This is a genomic window from Rhizobium phaseoli, assembly GCF_010668805.1.
In the GTDB taxonomy this organism is placed as follows: Bacteria; Pseudomonadota; Alphaproteobacteria; order Rhizobiales; family Rhizobiaceae; genus Rhizobium; species Rhizobium phaseoli_A.
On record NZ_WUFT01000002.1, the window covers coordinates 179,407 to 193,645 of the forward strand.

A 14,239-nucleotide genomic window follows, 5' to 3' on the forward strand; every position below is an offset into this window, starting at 1 on the left:
ACGTCTTGTCATTTCGTAGGAGAAAATGTTAGCGTGCGTCAATATAAATTATTGCTTGCGCGCAACTCTACAAACATCGCGGCAAGGTCAGGTTCTCAATGGAAGGGACCAATGAAATGAAACTCAAGATCGGCGTTGTGGGATGCGGCAATATTTCGCTCGCCTATATGCGCAACGCGCCGCTGTTTCGCGGCGTCGAAATCACCGCCTGTGCCGATCTCAATGCAGACGCCGCCAAGCGCCGCGCCGCTGAGTTCAACCTGCGGGCCGCAGACGTCGATGCCCTCATTGACGACAAGAACATCGACCTGATCCTCAATCTGACGATCCCGGCTGCCCATTTCGACGTCTCGATGCGGGCGCTGTCGGCGGGCAAACATGTCTTTACCGAGAAACCGCTCGGCGTCACGGCCACAGAGGGACGCCGATTGGTGGATGCGGCTGCCGAAAAGGGCCTCATGCTCGGTTCGGCGCCGGACACCTTCCTGGGGGCAGCCGGACGGCATGCCCGGAGGCAGATGGAAGCCGGCGCCATCGGCAGGCCGGTAACGGGAACGGCCTTCATGATGAGCCGCGGCATGGAGCACTGGCATCCGGACCCCAGCTTCTACTATCAGGCCGGCGCCGGCCCGGTGATGGACATGGGCCCCTATTACCTGACGATGATGGTCAATCTGATGGGGCCGATCCGCCGTGTGCAGGCCGTCGCCACAAGCGGGCAGGAAGAGCGGCTCATCACCGCCGACGGGCCGAAGCAGGGCACCAGGTTCAAGGTGGGAACACCGACCAGCGTGCTTTCGCTGCTGGAATTCGATTGCGGCGCCACAGTCACCTTCGGCACCTCATGGGACGTCTTCCGCCACTCCAACCACCCCATCGAGCTGCACGGCACCGAAGGATCGCTGCGCCTGCCCGACCCTGACAATTTCGGCGGCCGTGTCGCGCTCTCCAGTCGCGGCGCGCCCTGGGAGGAAACCGATACATCAGGCGCACTCTTCGGTGCGGTCAATTGGCCAATCGCAGCACCGGACCGCGCCAACTATCGCATGCTTGGCCTTGCCGATCTCGCCCGCGCCATCATCGAAGGCCGTACGCCGCGCGCCTCGGGCGATCTCGCCCTGCATGTGCTAGACGTCATGGAAGCAATCCTTCGGGCAGGTGAAACCGGCGTCGCGCAGACCATTCCGGGTACTGTCGCCCAGCCAAGGGAATTACGGGAAGACGAAGCACGGAGCCTGCTTGCATGACACAATTGGATGAATCCGCAAGACGCGCACTCGCCTGGCCTGGCGAGCCGCAGGAGCCGGTGGAAAGCTGTACGCCGGCGCTGGCGCGGCAACAGTATCTAGACGGTTTCGCAGATATCCAGTGGCCGCTCGAGGATGTGGCCGAGATGTTGGAAAGGCATGCCGGCGCCATCCGGTTGAAGATATGGCGCGGCCGCACTGCGCCGCGCGAGCGGGCTCCCGCTTTGCTTTATCTCCATGGTGGCGGCTTTGTGATCGGCGCGCCGGAAACCCATGAGGACATTTGCCGGACGCTTGCCAATATGGCTGGCGCCGTCGTGGTTTCGCCCGACTACCGCCTGGCCCCGGAACATCCCTTTCCGGCAGCGATCGAAGACTGCGCAGCCGCGCTCGTCTGGATGACGGATCAGGCTGATGCACTCGGCATCGATCCGGCGCGAATTGTTGTAGGCGGCGACAGCGCCGGCGGAAATCTCGCCGCTGTCATCGCTCTGCTGGCGCGCGACGGACAGGTGCCCGCTGTCATCGGGCAGGTGCTGATCTATCCGGTGACCGACCAGTTGCAGGCAACCGACAGCTACCTGCGTTACGCAGAAGGCTTCGGCCTGACGTCAGCGGCGATGCGATGGTTCCGCGACCACTATCTGCCGGACCCTGAAAGCGGGTCCGACTGGCGGGCCTCGCCGCTTCGCGCGGCGTCACTGGCGGGCGTGGCGCCGGCGCTAGTGATCCTTGCCGGCCACGACGTGCTGTTTGACGAAGGGGCCCTCTATGCCGAGCGGCTGAGCTCCGAAGCCAAGGCCACAAGCCACACCTGGCCTGGACAGATCCATGGCTTCGTCTCGAAGCGCCGGGCCATTCCGGAGGCGCAAGAGGCTCTTGAAGCCATTTCAACGGCATGGCGCACCATGGACCCGGCGCTCACGCGTTGAAGCCGTAACTGGCACCCGGCCTCAAGCCGAGTCGCGCATCACCAGTGTTGCTTCCAGGATGACCCTATTTGTCGAAGGGGTCGTCCCCTCGTCTTCGCTTTCGATATGAGACAGCAAAAGCTCCACGGATTTTGCTGCGATCTCCGGCGCGTTCTGGGCCATCGTCGTCAGCGACGGACAGGTATAGCGGCTCAGCGGATGATCGTCGTGCCCGGCGATGCGCACGTCGCAACCGTCGTTACGGCCGATTTTCAGGCCGGACGCGAATGCAGCCGCCATGGCGCCGAAAGCGAAGCGGTCGTTGGCGCAGAGCAGTGTTTTGCCGGGCAGGCCGCCACGCGCAAGAATTCTCTGCATCTGCTCATATCCGAGACGCTCGAATTCCCAGGACGGTGGTGCGTCACAATCGATGACCAGCGGCGAATGCCCTTCCTTTGCCATGGTCGCACGGTAGCTCGCCTGCCGCTCGCCGGCGTTTTCCGTCAGATGCGGAATTTCCAGGAATATCGGCGGCTCACCGGACCGGCAGAGATATTGGACTATGGCTGCCATGCTTTGGGCGTTGTCGTTGCCGACATAAGGAAGGTCACCGCTGGCCGGATTGTCGAAGCAGACGACGGGGATGGCCTCCTTCAGTCTCTCCAACGCGGAGCGGCGCTGGCCGGCTCCGAGCGGCGCCACGATCGCACCGGCCACCTTTAGCGAGAGCAAGGTCCGCACCGCCTCGGCCTCCAACTCCGGCCGCGTGTGCGAGGATATCTGGACTGGCCAGAAACCTTTTTCGCGCAACTCCAGCTCGATCAGCGACACGACCTGCACATAAAAGGGATCCGACATTGTCGGGACCAGGATCCCGATATTTCTGGTTCGCTTGCGATTGAGATGGCGCGCGAAAAGGTTCGGCTCGAAATTCGACTTCTTGAGAGCCGCCTCGATACGCTTTCGGGTCACCTCCTTGATCTGCGAGGGATCATCGAAATATTTCGACAGCGTCGGACGCGATACGCCGGAGGCGGTCGCGAAATCGTCCATCGATTTATAACTCTTCTTGGCCATTCAGTTCCTTATCGGCGGGACGAGACGCCGGGTCAAAATGATTTCGCGTCAATATCAAATCCACTGATGCGCCAAATCACGCATGGGGCAACTTGTACAGGGCGTTTTTGGCGCCCGGAATCGCAGACGCGGCTCCCTTTCGAAAACCGAAATATTCCCTCCATCTGCGACTTGCGGCGCCTTCGCCTCGTGGTTGCAAAAATGCTTGTTTCAGGCCGCAAATCGGGAAATTTCGCAGTGATGATGACAGACTTCCCATGTTTCGTTTTGTTGGGCAAACTTTCATTTGTTTACGAAAGTAAAGAAAAAATGAGTCACAAGCAACACAAATGCTTGAAAAAAATCTCGCTTCCAAAGACAGATTTTATAGCGGATTATCAGCTACTTATTCTGGAATGCGCGACCTGTCCTGACCTCTTATCCTTTCTCGATCACAGTTCTTCGTTGACATATAGGTGCCTCAGGGAACCTACTTTGTCCACGGTCTTGAGGAGGATCGATTAACTGAAATCTTTGGGAGGCACAGATGAATATCAGAAAATTCAGCGTGACGATGCGGGCTGCCGTGGCTGTATGGGCGCTTTGCGCCACATCGGCATTTGCCGACACCACCATCGAATTCATTCAATGGTGGGAACCGGAAATGCCGTCCGGGGCCTTGCGCGGCATCATGAACGATTTCGAGAAGGCAAATCCCGGCATCAAGGTGACGCTGGTCAGCGGCCCCTATGCGACAACGCGCGATCAGATCGTCGTCGGCGCCGCATCCGGAACCCTCAGTGACGTCGTCGGCCTGGATGGCGCCTGGGTCAACGGGCTCGCCAAGCAGGGCGCAATCGCCTCCATGGACGAACTGATGGAGAAGGCGAAGTACGACAAGAGCCAGATCACCGATATCGTCAAGGTCGATGGCAAGAGCGTGATGTTCCCGCTGGCTTCTTTCGTCTACCCGGTCTTCGTCAACCTGGATATCGCCAAGGCGTCTGGCGTCGACAAATTGCCGACCACACGCACGGAATTCGCCGAAGCCGCTAAGAAGATGACCGACGGCTCGAAGAACCAGTATGGTTGGGTTCTGCCGCTATCGCTGCAGTCCCCGAGCGGAATCCAGAATGACGTGATGTCCTGGGTCTGGGCCTCCGGTGCTTCGATGATGAAGGACGGCAAGCCCGATCTTGAAAATGACGCCGTCGTCGGCACGCTCGACTATCTTGCCTCCCTCAACAAGGAAGGCGTTATTTCTCCCGGCATTTTCGCCAAGAAGGAACAGGACAAGGTCGAGGAGTTCGTCAATGGCCGCGTCGGCATGATGGTCGATTCCCTCGCGCATGTGAATCTCATCCGCGAGCGCAATCCGAAGCTCAAGTTTGGCATCTCGGCCCTGCCGGCAACCGACGGCTACACCGGCAAACGCGGCATGCCCTATGCGTCCTGGGGGATCGGCATCAGCGAGGGCAGCAAGCACAAGGAAGAAGCCTGGAAGCTTGTGGAATATCTGATGAGCCCTGATGTCAATGGCCGTCTGGTCTCGATTGCCAACGCCTTCCCCGGCAACGTCCATGCCAAACCGGACTTCGTGGCATCGGACCCGATCTTCGCGGAAGCTTTTAAAATCTTCCAGAGCGGCTATCCTGCAAACGAATTCGTCGGCCTTCCGGTTGCCGAAGAGCTGATGCGGGACATGAACGTCGAAGTCCAGAAGATGTTCGACGGTGGCCAGTCGGCCAAGGACGCGGCTGCCAATACCGAGAAGGCCTGGCTCGCGAAGTTCTGACGCCTGTCGCCCGGAAGTGCGCAGCGGTTCCGCGCGACGACATGCATAAAACCAAGGACTAAAAGACGTCGCTTTCACGAGATCCCGGCAGCGCGACCTGGCGCTGCCGGTGAAAGTCGTCCAATTTTCGCAGAATGGGAAGTCACAGCTCATGGTTCATTCCGCTCCGGCTCTGGTCGCTGCGCAAGTCAAAGCGCGAAGGAAAAGAAGATTTCGTTACAGCACCGTGAGGAAGCTGGTGCCGTATTTCTACGTGTCGCCGGCCACCCTGCTGCTCGTTCTGCTGATGCTGTTCCCGATGGTGATGGTCTTCAAATATTCATTGATGGACGGCGCCATCATGAAAAAGGACGCTGCTTTCGCAGGGGTTCAGAATTACCTGACCATCTTCGAAAATCCGGTGTTCTGGCAGTCGGTCGGCCAGACGATGTATTTCACGATCATGAGTGTCGTCTTCCACTTCATCATCGGCTTGGCTTTCGCGCTGCTGCTGAACACCAACCGCGTCGATCCGATTATTCGGAGCGTCCTGCGTGTGCTTTTCATCCTGCCCTGGCTGTTCACCGCCGTGATCATCGCCATCATCTGGCGGCTGCTGCTCGATCCGAACGGCGTCGTCAACAGCGTGCTGATGGCGCTCCACATCATCAATTTCAAGGTCGAGTGGTTCTCCTCGACCCGCACCGCCATTCACGCTCTGACCTTTGCAAACATCTGGGCCGGTTATCCGCTTTACATGGTCAGCCTGCTTGCCGGTCTCCAAGGCATTTCGAAGGAGCTTTACGAGGCAGCCGGGATCGATGGCGCCAACGAACTACAAAAATTCTGGTACATCACCATCCCGCAACTGATGCCGATCATCATCAGCATCGCGCTTCTCGATTTTATCTGGACGATGCAGGTTTTTCCGCTGGTCTGGATGACGACGGGCGGCGGTCCGATCTACTCGACGGAAGTGCTCTCCACCTTCACCTACAAGCTCGCCTTCTCCCAATATGAATTTTCGCTGGCGTCGGCGAGTGCAATGATCATCCTCATCATTTCGATGAGCGTCACCTACTTCTACATCAAACACCAGCAGCGCAGGTGACCGGCATGGCAAAGCGTTCCTTCAAGAACTCGGCAATGCCGACCATCCTGACCTATCTCGGGCTGGCGATCGGCCTGGTCTTTTCGACCTTCCCGATCGTGTGGATGTTTTTCAGCTCGCTGAAATCGAATACCGAAATCTTCGCTCTTCCGCCGCGGCTTTTGCCGAAGGACTTTACCCTGGCCGCCTATCTGACGATCTTCAACGATCCGGTAAAGGTGCGGTTCTTCATCAACAGCTACTTCGTCGCTGGCGTCGTCACCTGCCTGACCCTCGTGATCGCGATCCTGACCGCTTACGGCTTCAGCCGCTATTCGTTCCGGTTCAAAAACACCTTGAACATCTTCATCATCAGCACGCAGACCGTGCCACCGATCACCCTGCTGATCCCCTATTTCGGAATGGTGGTCGCCTTCAGGATCTTCGACACGTATCTGGCACTGATCCTCACCTATATGGTCTTCACACTGCCTTACGCAGTCCTGCTGATGACGGGCTATCTCAACACCTTGCCGAAAGAGCTGGACGAGGCCGTTCTCGTCGATGGCGGTTCGAGCTGGACAGCGCTTTGGCGTGTCATCGTGCCAGTGTCCATCCCCGGGATCGTTGCCACGGCGGTCTATACTTTTCTGCTGGCGTGGAACGAATTCCTCTTCGCACTGACGCTGACAAAATCGATGGATCTCAGAACCGTTCCGATCGGCATCCAGCTGCTGATGGGTCAGCATGCTTTCGAATGGAATGAAATGATGGCAATGAGCGTGCTCGGTTCCCTGCCCCTCCTGGTGCTTTACCTGGTTGCTCAACGCTATTTCCTGGCCGGCATGACCGCCGGTTCGGTCAAAAGCTGAGGGAGCGCAAACTCTTGCCGCCGGCGGATCGCTTCTTCAATCTGCATGCGCGCACGATTGCGGCTCAACGCTCCAACCCCGCAGGGCATCGCAGACCTGGACTCTGGTGGGCGCGCCGATACGTCCGCCGAACACCTGGCATTTGAGCGCCGCCGCCATCGACGACAGACGCATTGTCTCTCCGATCGGCACGCCTTCTGCGATGGCAAGAGCGAAAGCACCATGGAAGATATCGCCTGCTCCAAGCGTATCGACGGCCCTCACCTTCGGAGCGGCAAGATGAAGGATTTCGCCGGTTCGGTCATCGAACCAGAAGGAGCCGTTTTCCCCTGATGTGACACTGATGAAGGCCTGCTCGAACTTTCGCTTCAGAAGGCCAACGGCCTTCGCCGCCTCCGCAGTTCCGGTCAAGCGCTCAGCGGCCGGCTGTGAGAATACGATGTGGCTTGCCGCCGGTGCAAGCATCTCGATCACGCCATCGCCTGCAACGTCGCCATCAAGAATGGCCGGCTTGCCCGCCTCTCTGGCTGCGAGCAGCGTCCGCAACGCAAGCTTCGGCCAGCGGACGTCGACGAGTACCGTATCGAAAGCAGACACGTCGTGTTCTGTCACCGGTTTGACCGTATCGTGCAGGCAGGCATCGTAGAAGGGCACAATCAGGCGCTCGCCCTGATCATCGACAAGGATCGTCGAAACCGCCGAACGGGCGCCTGCCACACGGACCATGCCGCTCGTATCTACTCCGCTATCGCTGAGCTCCGCCATGATGCGTTCGCCGGTGGCATCATCGCCAACCGCACCCCAAAGGCTGGCATTGCCACCCAGTCGGGCGACCGCAAAGGCCGCACTCGACGCCATACCCTCGGCGACCTGCAGCATATCGTAGGGGAGAATTTTACCCTGGCCGGTCGGCAAGGAGCGCACACGAAACAGCGTGTCGAGCACCGCAGCGCCGACACATAAAACATTGCGCGCCGGACCTGAGCATGATGCCGAAAAGTGTGAGCGGTTTTCGGACGACATCATGCTCTAACTCTTTAATTTCGAACAGGATTCTGACTTTAGGCCGATCGGCCTAAAATCATCCTGGTCAAGCAGCGGGGCTCACTTGACGGCTCCGGCCGTCAGCCCCGCCACGATCTGCCGTTGCGCAAACACCGTCAATATCAGCACGGGCAAAGTGACGATCAACGCCGCCGCCGCAAGTGGCCCCCAACTGACCTGTTCGAACGAAAGCATATTGTAAACCGCGACCGGCAGCGTGCGGGTCTCGCGACTGGCGAGCACGATACCGAAGACGAAGTTGTTCCAGGAGAAGATGACCGACAGGATGAAGGCGACGACAATGCCGGGTCTGGCGATCGGCAAAGCGACCAATCGGAAAATCTGCCAGGGTGTGGCGCCGTCAATGCTGGCGGCCTCTTCCAGTTCCATCGGCGTCGTTTCGAAATAACCGATCATGATCCAGACGACGATCGGCACTGTGACGACGAGATGGATGATGATCTGCGGCAGCAGCGTGCCGAGCAGGTTCAGCCATTGGAACAGCAGGAAGAGCGGAATCAGGAAGGAAAGGCCGGGCGTCATACGCGCGATCATGATGACCATCGCCGACTTCTCAGCCTTCAGGCGCGCGATGCCATATCCGGCCGGCACGCCGATCAGCAGTGCCAGAAGCGTCGCGGCGCCTGTCACCACCACCGAATTCCACAGATACAGGAAGAAGCTGTTCTCCTCGAAGACCTTCAGATAGTTCGACCAGGCGAAACGCTCCGGAATGAAGATCGGCGGATAGGCGCCGCTGTCGATTTCATATTTCAGCGACAGTGAGATCATCCAGAGGAAGAACAGGACGACCGGCGATATCATCACAAGAGCAACAAACAGCAGTCCGATGCGATCGAGCGTTCTGCGCTTCATCAGCGCGCCTCCCCGTCAGACCAGTTCGCACGCTGCCGGAGCATCAAAAGGACGAAGGACAGCAGGACGATGAGGATGAAGAAGACCACCGCCATGGCCGAGCCATAGCCGATATCGTAATAGGCGAAAGCTGTGTTGTAGAGATAGATATTGATCGTTTCCGACGCCGTGCCCGGCCCGCCCTGGGTCATGGCATAGATGATATCGAAACTTTTCACCGCATCGATGCTGCGGATGATCACGGCAATCATCAGGAAGGGCGCGATCATCGGCAGCGTCAGATAGCGGAATTTCTGCCAGACATTGGCGCCGTCGATTTCGGCGCTTTCATAGGGCTCGCGCGGAACCGCCGCCAGACCGCCGAGCACGATCAGCATGATCAGCGGCGTCCATTGCCATGTCTCGACCAGCACCAGCGAGGGGATGACGCTGGTCTGATTATAGATCCACTCCTGCGGGCCGATGCCGATCAAGGATAGAAGATAATTGAGGACGCCGAGCTGCGGGTGGAACATCATGGTCCAGACGAGGGCGATGGCGACTGGTGTCGCCATCATCGGCATCACGAATATGCCGCGCAGAAGACCGCGGAGCGGAAATTGCGTATCGAAAATCAGCGCGGCGAGCGTCCCTAGAAAAAGCGGCGCCACCACCGAGAGCGTGGTGTAGAGCACCGTATGCCAGAGCGAGTCCCAGAAGCGCATGTCCACAGCCAGGCGGGCGTAATTGTCCAGTCCTGCAAAGACCTGGGACTGGCCGAGCGTCCAGCTGTTGACGCTCATCCAAAGGGTAAACACCCATGGAAAAACGATGACGGCCGCAATGACGATCAGCGCCGGAATGACGAAGGGCCAGTAGTTGGGAGCAACGCGACCGGCGTTGCTCCTTCCCTTCGCGGCGGCCTTGGCCGCTGCGGCCGTTTCGATGCTTGCCGAGGCCATTATCCCTCGCTCTTCGCCAAGACGGGTTCGAACTGTGCCGTCGCCGCCTTGAGTTCGGCCTCTGGATCGCCGCCGCCGATCATGTTGGTAAGACCGACGCCATAGATGTCGCGGAACTCGGTGACCGGAATTATCACCGGCAGCGCGAGTTGCGAGATCTTGCCGGAACCAGCAACTGCATCAAGCCATGCGGCCGGCATCTTGACACCTTCGCGAACCTTGGCATCCGCAAGGATCGACTGGCGGAAAGGAACGCCGGCACCGGCCTGCAGGAGGCGTGCGCCCATGTCGTGGGAAATCGCCCATTGGCAGAAGAGATAGGCTGCTTCCTTGTTTTTGCTTGCCGCAACGACACCAAGGCCGTCACCGAAGGTGCCTGCGGCCTGTGCCTTCGGGCCTTTCGGCATGACACCGTAACCGACCTGGCCGACGACACGCGACTTTTCCGGATTCTCGATCGGCGGAGCAAAACCGACGCCGTCCAGCCACATGCCGATCTTGCCCTGCAGGAAGGCCGACTGCGCCTCGGCCCAGTTGAAGCCGGAGACGCCGGGAGGGGCGGTCTTGGTCATCAGCTTCTGGTAAAGCTTGGCCGCATCGATCGCTTCTGGCGATGTCGTGCGCAGCTTGCCATCAGGGCCGAGCGGGCTCGAACCATAACCGAGCAGCAGCGACGTCCAGACCGGCGTATTGGCGTTCTTCAGGCCGCGGGCGACGAAGCCGTAGGTATTGGTCGACGGATCGGTGAGTGCTTCGGCCGCACTTGCCAGTTCTTCGAACGTCGTCGGATAAGACAGCCCCTTCTTCTCGAACAACGACCTGTTCCAGTAGATGATCCAGTAATCGACCGAGAACGGAAGCGAGCGCAGAACGCCGCCAGAATCCTTGGCAAAGGTCAGGCCGGCTTCGGCGAAATCGCTTTCCGTAAGCGACGGATCGGTCAGGGACGAATCCTTGAGAAAACCGCTGATATCGGCAAGCCAGCCGCCCTTTTCAAACTGCCGCTTCTGCACATGGTAGCTCATATGGACGACGTCGAAGCTCGGCTTGCCCGAGCTGAGCTCGATGGTCGTCTTCTGGCGCTGCTGTTGTTCGGGCGTCGCTTCGGCATTGACCTTGATGCCGGTGAGTTCTTCGAATTCGGACAGGTATTTGACCAGCGTCTCACTGCGCGGGCTCTTGACCAGGTTGACTTCGAGTGTCGTCCCGGCAAAGCGCTTCCAATCAACGGCAGCGGATGCCGACCGCATGCCGAGCATGCTGCTGGCTCCAAAAGCGGCGGTCCCCGCCAGAAAGCCGCGCCTCGTCGGATTCAAAAACGATGACATTTGATTGCTCCTCCTCTTGCCGGCGATCTCCTCACCCCCGGCTGCCTATTTTCCGATTATATCCTGAGCGCACGATCTCTTGCATGATTGATATGTGCGACAAGGCTGTTGACGGCGTCCTCCGCCGATCGTCGTTCGATCGCCTCAAGCACCTTCAGGTGCTCGCCCATGACAGGCCCGACGTGACCGTCGATGCGAAAACGATCCTGACTGATCAGGCGCATCTTGATCGAGTTTACCCGGTAGGCGTTCGAAATGATGGTATTTCCCAAGGCATCGATAAAAGCGTCGTGCATGCCCCAATCGACGGCCTGCGCGTGCAGTTCCAATTCGTGCGATCCATCGCCGCCGCGAATGGCATCGGCGATATCGCGATGCTGCTTCAAAAGTCTGGCGACTGTCTCGTCAGATGCCGAGCGGGTGAAAAGCGCGACAGCTTCCTTCTCCAGGAAAACGCGCAGCTGGAATGCCTCTCGAATGAGATTAAGGTCGATATGGGCGATCTGTAAGCCGCGCTGAGGCACAGTCTTGATCAGCCCTTCGGCCTCCAGCCTCGGAATGAGTTCGCGGATGGCGCCAAGTGTCAGTCCTGTCAACTCAACGAGGCGGCGCTGCGAAACGAACTGACCGGGGCGCACGTCACGCGCAAGAAGGTGGCGCGTGAAGCTCTCATACGCCTTTTCCCGCAGTGTCGGCTGCTCGTCTGTTCCGTCCATCGCCTCTCCCAGAAACATCTTTGCCCTATGCCGCCTTCGAGCGGAAAAGACCATCGAAAGCGAGAGCGAGTTCCGCCTGCCCTTCCGCGGATATTGAAACGAGCGGCGGACGAACAGCAAGCCATATATCATTCGACGTCAGTTGCGCGACCATGACCTTTACGGCAGCCGTCACCGGAAATTTCAGCAGTTCGGCGACGAAGTCCTCGATGCGGGAATCATCCTTGCCTTCCTCTGCCATCAGCTTGACTTCGCGCGGTACGAAATTCGCCATGCCCGAGATTGCACCCTGGCCGCCAAGCCGCACGCCTTTCGCCAAATGACGTTCGTCCCCCACCAGGATGACGAGATCGCCATGCGCTTTCAACAGTGTTTCCGTAAAAGGCCAGTCGCCGGAGGAGTCCTTGACGCCTATGACGATATTGGGAAAGGCGGTCCGCAGCCGACCGATCAGCGATACGCTCAGCGGAACCATGGTGACCGAGGGGATGTTGTAGACGATCATGTCTCGCGCCTTGTCCCCGAGGGTGGCGAACACAGCCGAAAACCACTGGAAGAGGCCGTCGTCACTGACGTTCTTGAAATAGGAAGGGGGAGCAAGCAGAATGTTGCGAACCCCCTTGGAAAGCGCATGACCTGCCTGCGACGCCGCATCCTCGGCGGCGTCGACCAGCACGCCGACCACGATTTTGCTCGCTTCTATCCCACTATCGAGCATGGAAGCCAGAACACGTTCACGTTCCTGCGTTCCGATGGACGAACCTTCACCCGTCGTTCCGAACAGCGTTACGCTCGAGCATCCCGCAGCGAGGCTTCGCTTTGCCTGCCCGATCATAACATCGATGGCGATATCGCCATTGTTGTCGAACGGCGTGGCGAGAGCGACCGACAGCCCGAATTTCTGGGTCAAATATATTCCTCCCAATGATTGAGCTTAGACGTAGCAGAGTAACATGTTAGCTGTAAAGAGGTGATTACATCATCAATCATTATGCGATTGTCACGCCCGTTCCCTCATCCAACATGCCTTGCTGTCGGTCCGCTTGCCCGCACGAGCGCCATCAGCATAGGGCCGATTGCAAACTCGCCCCGCTCTGTCCTTCGGGTCAGATCCCTGAGATAACCCCCGGGCGAATTGATATGCCCTCCTTTTTCCAGGATGCAGGCAATCACCGTCGCGGCATTTTCCGGCCCCATGCCCAAGCAGGCTTCCTCATAGGCCGAGGGACTGACGCCGAGCATCGAGCGCACGATCACCGCCGCCGACATCAGATCTCGCCAGTTGCCGATGGCGCCGCCGGGACCATAGTCGAGGATTTGAGGGCAGGCTTGGAGAACGAGGCCGAGCGGGAAGGATTTCAGGCTTGGCCCGGACTCCGGATCGGCGGCACCCGATGTCTTGTTGCCCGTTCCGGCCGAAGGCATCGGCGGCCTCACCCTTCGCTCATCCGGCGGCTCGGCCATCCCCTCGTTGATTGTCGCTGCCTTTTCGCCCTGCTTCGTGTCGAAGCTTGGTTCAAGTTCATAAGTGGAGTTGGGATTTGAATTCTGTTTGTGACGCTCAATCTGAGACTCATTGGCGTCTGTTTTTTGCCTTTTAACATGCCTTTCCAGGAGGTTGACAGCTTCATCGCGCAGCAGGACCATCTCATCGAGCAATGGAGCCAGGCTTTCGGTCGTCGCCACGCGCGGAAGCCTGGCGACCAGGGCGCGAAACATCATCGTGAACGTCTCCCAGTCGCCCGGAATCGCTTCGTCGAGCGCCACCGAAATCAGCTTGGAGATGTCGCGCCGGCAAACCGTCAGGCGCTCTCGGGTCGCTCTCAGCAATTCCCGGTCGGCGACCGTCTGTGCCGCCAGGCTTTCGATCTCGGCCGCGCGTGCAAGCAGCGGCGCAATGCTGAAGCCGAAGGCTTCGCCGATGGCCCCTGCCCTGTCGCGGCGGGCATAGCGCTTTCCATTCGGGCTGTCCTTGCGCAGGATCAGACCGGACTCGACCAGAACCGCCAGATGTCGCCGCAGCGTCGCCGGCGTCATTCCGCGAGCGCGGAGCGAAAGCTGCGCATTCGACGGGAAGACGATCAGGCCCTTCTCCTCGGAAATCTCGTCATCGGGATAGAAGGTCAAAAGTGCGTCGAGCACCGTCAGCGCCCGATCGGTCACGCCGAGCGCCGGGCGCGCCTCGCAGATCGCCCTGAACAGCTTCCACTTGTTGCGTTTCATTCCCGGCTCGATAGTCTCGGCCAGTTGCTGGCTTGCCAGCATGCCAAGCGACATCGGCCGCCGCCCAAAAGGCGTCGTCACATATCCACTCTCCATTTGCCTTCACCTTCGTTCAGGCAAAAGAAAACCATCCACCAATTTGGTGCCGAAGACGCTTGACT

General features: G+C 59.0%; 13 protein-coding genes. 5 read left to right on the forward strand and 8 right to left on the reverse strand.

Features of this window, described 5'->3' with window-relative positions; genetic code table 11:
- The first annotated feature begins 98 nt into the window (after positions 1–98).
- The gene (locus GR197_RS04070; protein WP_164006820.1) at positions 99–1,247 is read left to right on the forward strand and encodes a Gfo/Idh/MocA family protein; all 1,149 of its coding nucleotides are present in this window, start codon (positions 99–101) and stop codon (positions 1,245–1,247) included.
- Positions 1,244–2,179: an alpha/beta hydrolase gene (locus GR197_RS04075; protein WP_164006821.1), complete on the forward strand. Its 936-nt coding sequence runs from the start codon at positions 1,244–1,246 to the stop codon at positions 2,177–2,179. The genes GR197_RS04070 and GR197_RS04075 overlap by 4 nt, the downstream gene beginning before the upstream one ends.
- A 21-nt stretch (positions 2,180–2,200) precedes the next feature.
- Here GR197_RS04075 and GR197_RS04080 read toward each other — a convergent pair whose 3' ends face one another.
- Positions 2,201–3,235 carry a LacI family DNA-binding transcriptional regulator gene (locus GR197_RS04080; RefSeq protein WP_164006823.1) on the reverse strand — a complete coding sequence of 345 codons (1,035 nt, stop codon included), beginning with the start codon at positions 3,233–3,235 and terminating at the stop codon, positions 2,201–2,203.
- 526 nt (positions 3,236–3,761) lie between these two features.
- Between GR197_RS04080 and GR197_RS04085 the strand changes: the two genes are divergently transcribed.
- From GR197_RS04085 to GR197_RS04095, 3 genes are all read left to right on the forward strand, one after another.
- The gene (locus tag GR197_RS04085; RefSeq protein ID WP_164006825.1) at positions 3,762–5,009 is read left to right on the forward strand and encodes an ABC transporter substrate-binding protein; all 1,248 of its coding nucleotides are present in this window, start codon (positions 3,762–3,764) and stop codon (positions 5,007–5,009) included.
- A gap of 151 nt (positions 5,010–5,160) precedes the next feature.
- Complete coding sequence (locus GR197_RS04090; RefSeq protein ID WP_164006827.1) at positions 5,161–6,099, forward strand: carbohydrate ABC transporter permease; 939 nt, start codon at positions 5,161–5,163, stop codon at positions 6,097–6,099.
- Between the two features lie 5 nt (positions 6,100–6,104).
- Positions 6,105–6,950 (forward strand): carbohydrate ABC transporter permease, encoded by an 846-nt coding sequence (locus GR197_RS04095; protein ID WP_164006829.1) that lies wholly within the window; start codon positions 6,105–6,107, stop codon positions 6,948–6,950.
- A 36-nt stretch (positions 6,951–6,986) separates the two neighbouring features.
- Here the strand turns inward: GR197_RS04095 and GR197_RS04100 are convergent, their stop codons facing one another.
- The 7 genes from GR197_RS04100 to repC form a co-directional block, all read right to left on the reverse strand.
- Positions 6,987–7,973, reverse strand: coding sequence for a sugar kinase (locus GR197_RS04100; protein ID WP_164007236.1), 987 nt, complete (start codon positions 7,971–7,973; stop codon positions 6,987–6,989).
- An 81-nt stretch (positions 7,974–8,054) separates the two neighbouring features.
- Positions 8,055–8,870 carry a carbohydrate ABC transporter permease gene (locus tag GR197_RS04105; protein WP_164006831.1) on the reverse strand — a complete coding sequence of 272 codons (816 nt, stop codon included), beginning with the start codon at positions 8,868–8,870 and terminating at the stop codon, positions 8,055–8,057.
- On the reverse strand, positions 8,870–9,811 hold the full coding sequence (locus tag GR197_RS04110) for a carbohydrate ABC transporter permease (RefSeq protein WP_164006833.1): 942 nt from the start codon (positions 9,809–9,811) through the stop codon (positions 8,870–8,872). Before GR197_RS04110 ends, GR197_RS04105 begins: the two co-directional genes overlap by 1 nt.
- Positions 9,811–11,139 carry an ABC transporter substrate-binding protein gene (locus tag GR197_RS04115; protein ID WP_164006835.1) on the reverse strand — a complete coding sequence of 443 codons (1,329 nt, stop codon included), beginning with the start codon at positions 11,137–11,139 and terminating at the stop codon, positions 9,811–9,813. The genes GR197_RS04110 and GR197_RS04115 overlap by 1 nt, the downstream gene beginning before the upstream one ends.
- 56 nt (positions 11,140–11,195) lie before the next feature.
- A complete protein-coding gene (locus GR197_RS04120) occupies positions 11,196–11,873 on the reverse strand; it encodes a GntR family transcriptional regulator (RefSeq protein ID WP_204330037.1) in 678 nt (225 codons plus the stop codon).
- Positions 11,874–11,880: 7 nt separating this feature from the next.
- Positions 11,881–12,765 (reverse strand): dihydrodipicolinate synthase family protein, encoded by an 885-nt coding sequence (locus GR197_RS04125; RefSeq protein WP_164006839.1) that lies wholly within the window; start codon positions 12,763–12,765, stop codon positions 11,881–11,883.
- Positions 12,766–12,869: 104 nt separating this feature from the next.
- Positions 12,870–14,174, reverse strand: coding sequence for a plasmid replication protein RepC (gene repC, locus GR197_RS04130; protein ID WP_164006841.1), 1,305 nt, complete (start codon positions 14,172–14,174; stop codon positions 12,870–12,872).
- Positions 14,175–14,239: the final 65 nt, after the last annotated feature.

Excerpts from the sequence above, each read along its gene's own strand:
- GR197_RS04070 (WP_164006820.1), top strand. The coding sequence starts at position 99 with ATGGAAGGGACCAATGAAATGAAACTCAAGATCGGCGTTGTGGGATGC.
- GR197_RS04075 (WP_164006821.1), top strand. The coding sequence starts at position 1,244 with ATGACACAATTGGATGAATCCGCAAGACGCGCACTCGCCTGGCCTGGC.
- GR197_RS04080 (WP_164006823.1), bottom strand. The coding sequence starts at position 3,235 with ATGGCCAAGAAGAGTTATAAATCGATGGACGATTTCGCGACCGCCTCC.
- GR197_RS04085 (WP_164006825.1), top strand. The coding sequence starts at position 3,762 with ATGAATATCAGAAAATTCAGCGTGACGATGCGGGCTGCCGTGGCTGTA.
- GR197_RS04090 (WP_164006827.1), top strand. The coding sequence starts at position 5,161 with ATGGTTCATTCCGCTCCGGCTCTGGTCGCTGCGCAAGTCAAAGCGCGA.
- GR197_RS04095 (WP_164006829.1), top strand. The coding sequence starts at position 6,105 with ATGGCAAAGCGTTCCTTCAAGAACTCGGCAATGCCGACCATCCTGACC.
- GR197_RS04100 (WP_164007236.1), bottom strand. The coding sequence starts at position 7,973 with ATGTCGTCCGAAAACCGCTCACACTTTTCGGCATCATGCTCAGGTCCG.
- GR197_RS04105 (WP_164006831.1), bottom strand. The coding sequence starts at position 8,870 with ATGAAGCGCAGAACGCTCGATCGCATCGGACTGCTGTTTGTTGCTCTT.
- GR197_RS04110 (WP_164006833.1), bottom strand. The coding sequence starts at position 9,811 with ATGGCCTCGGCAAGCATCGAAACGGCCGCAGCGGCCAAGGCCGCCGCG.
- GR197_RS04115 (WP_164006835.1), bottom strand. The coding sequence starts at position 11,139 with ATGTCATCGTTTTTGAATCCGACGAGGCGCGGCTTTCTGGCGGGGACC.
- GR197_RS04120 (WP_204330037.1), bottom strand. The coding sequence starts at position 11,873 with ATGTTTCTGGGAGAGGCGATGGACGGAACAGACGAGCAGCCGACACTG.
- repC (WP_164006841.1), bottom strand. The coding sequence starts at position 14,174 with ATGGAGAGTGGATATGTGACGACGCCTTTTGGGCGGCGGCCGATGTCG.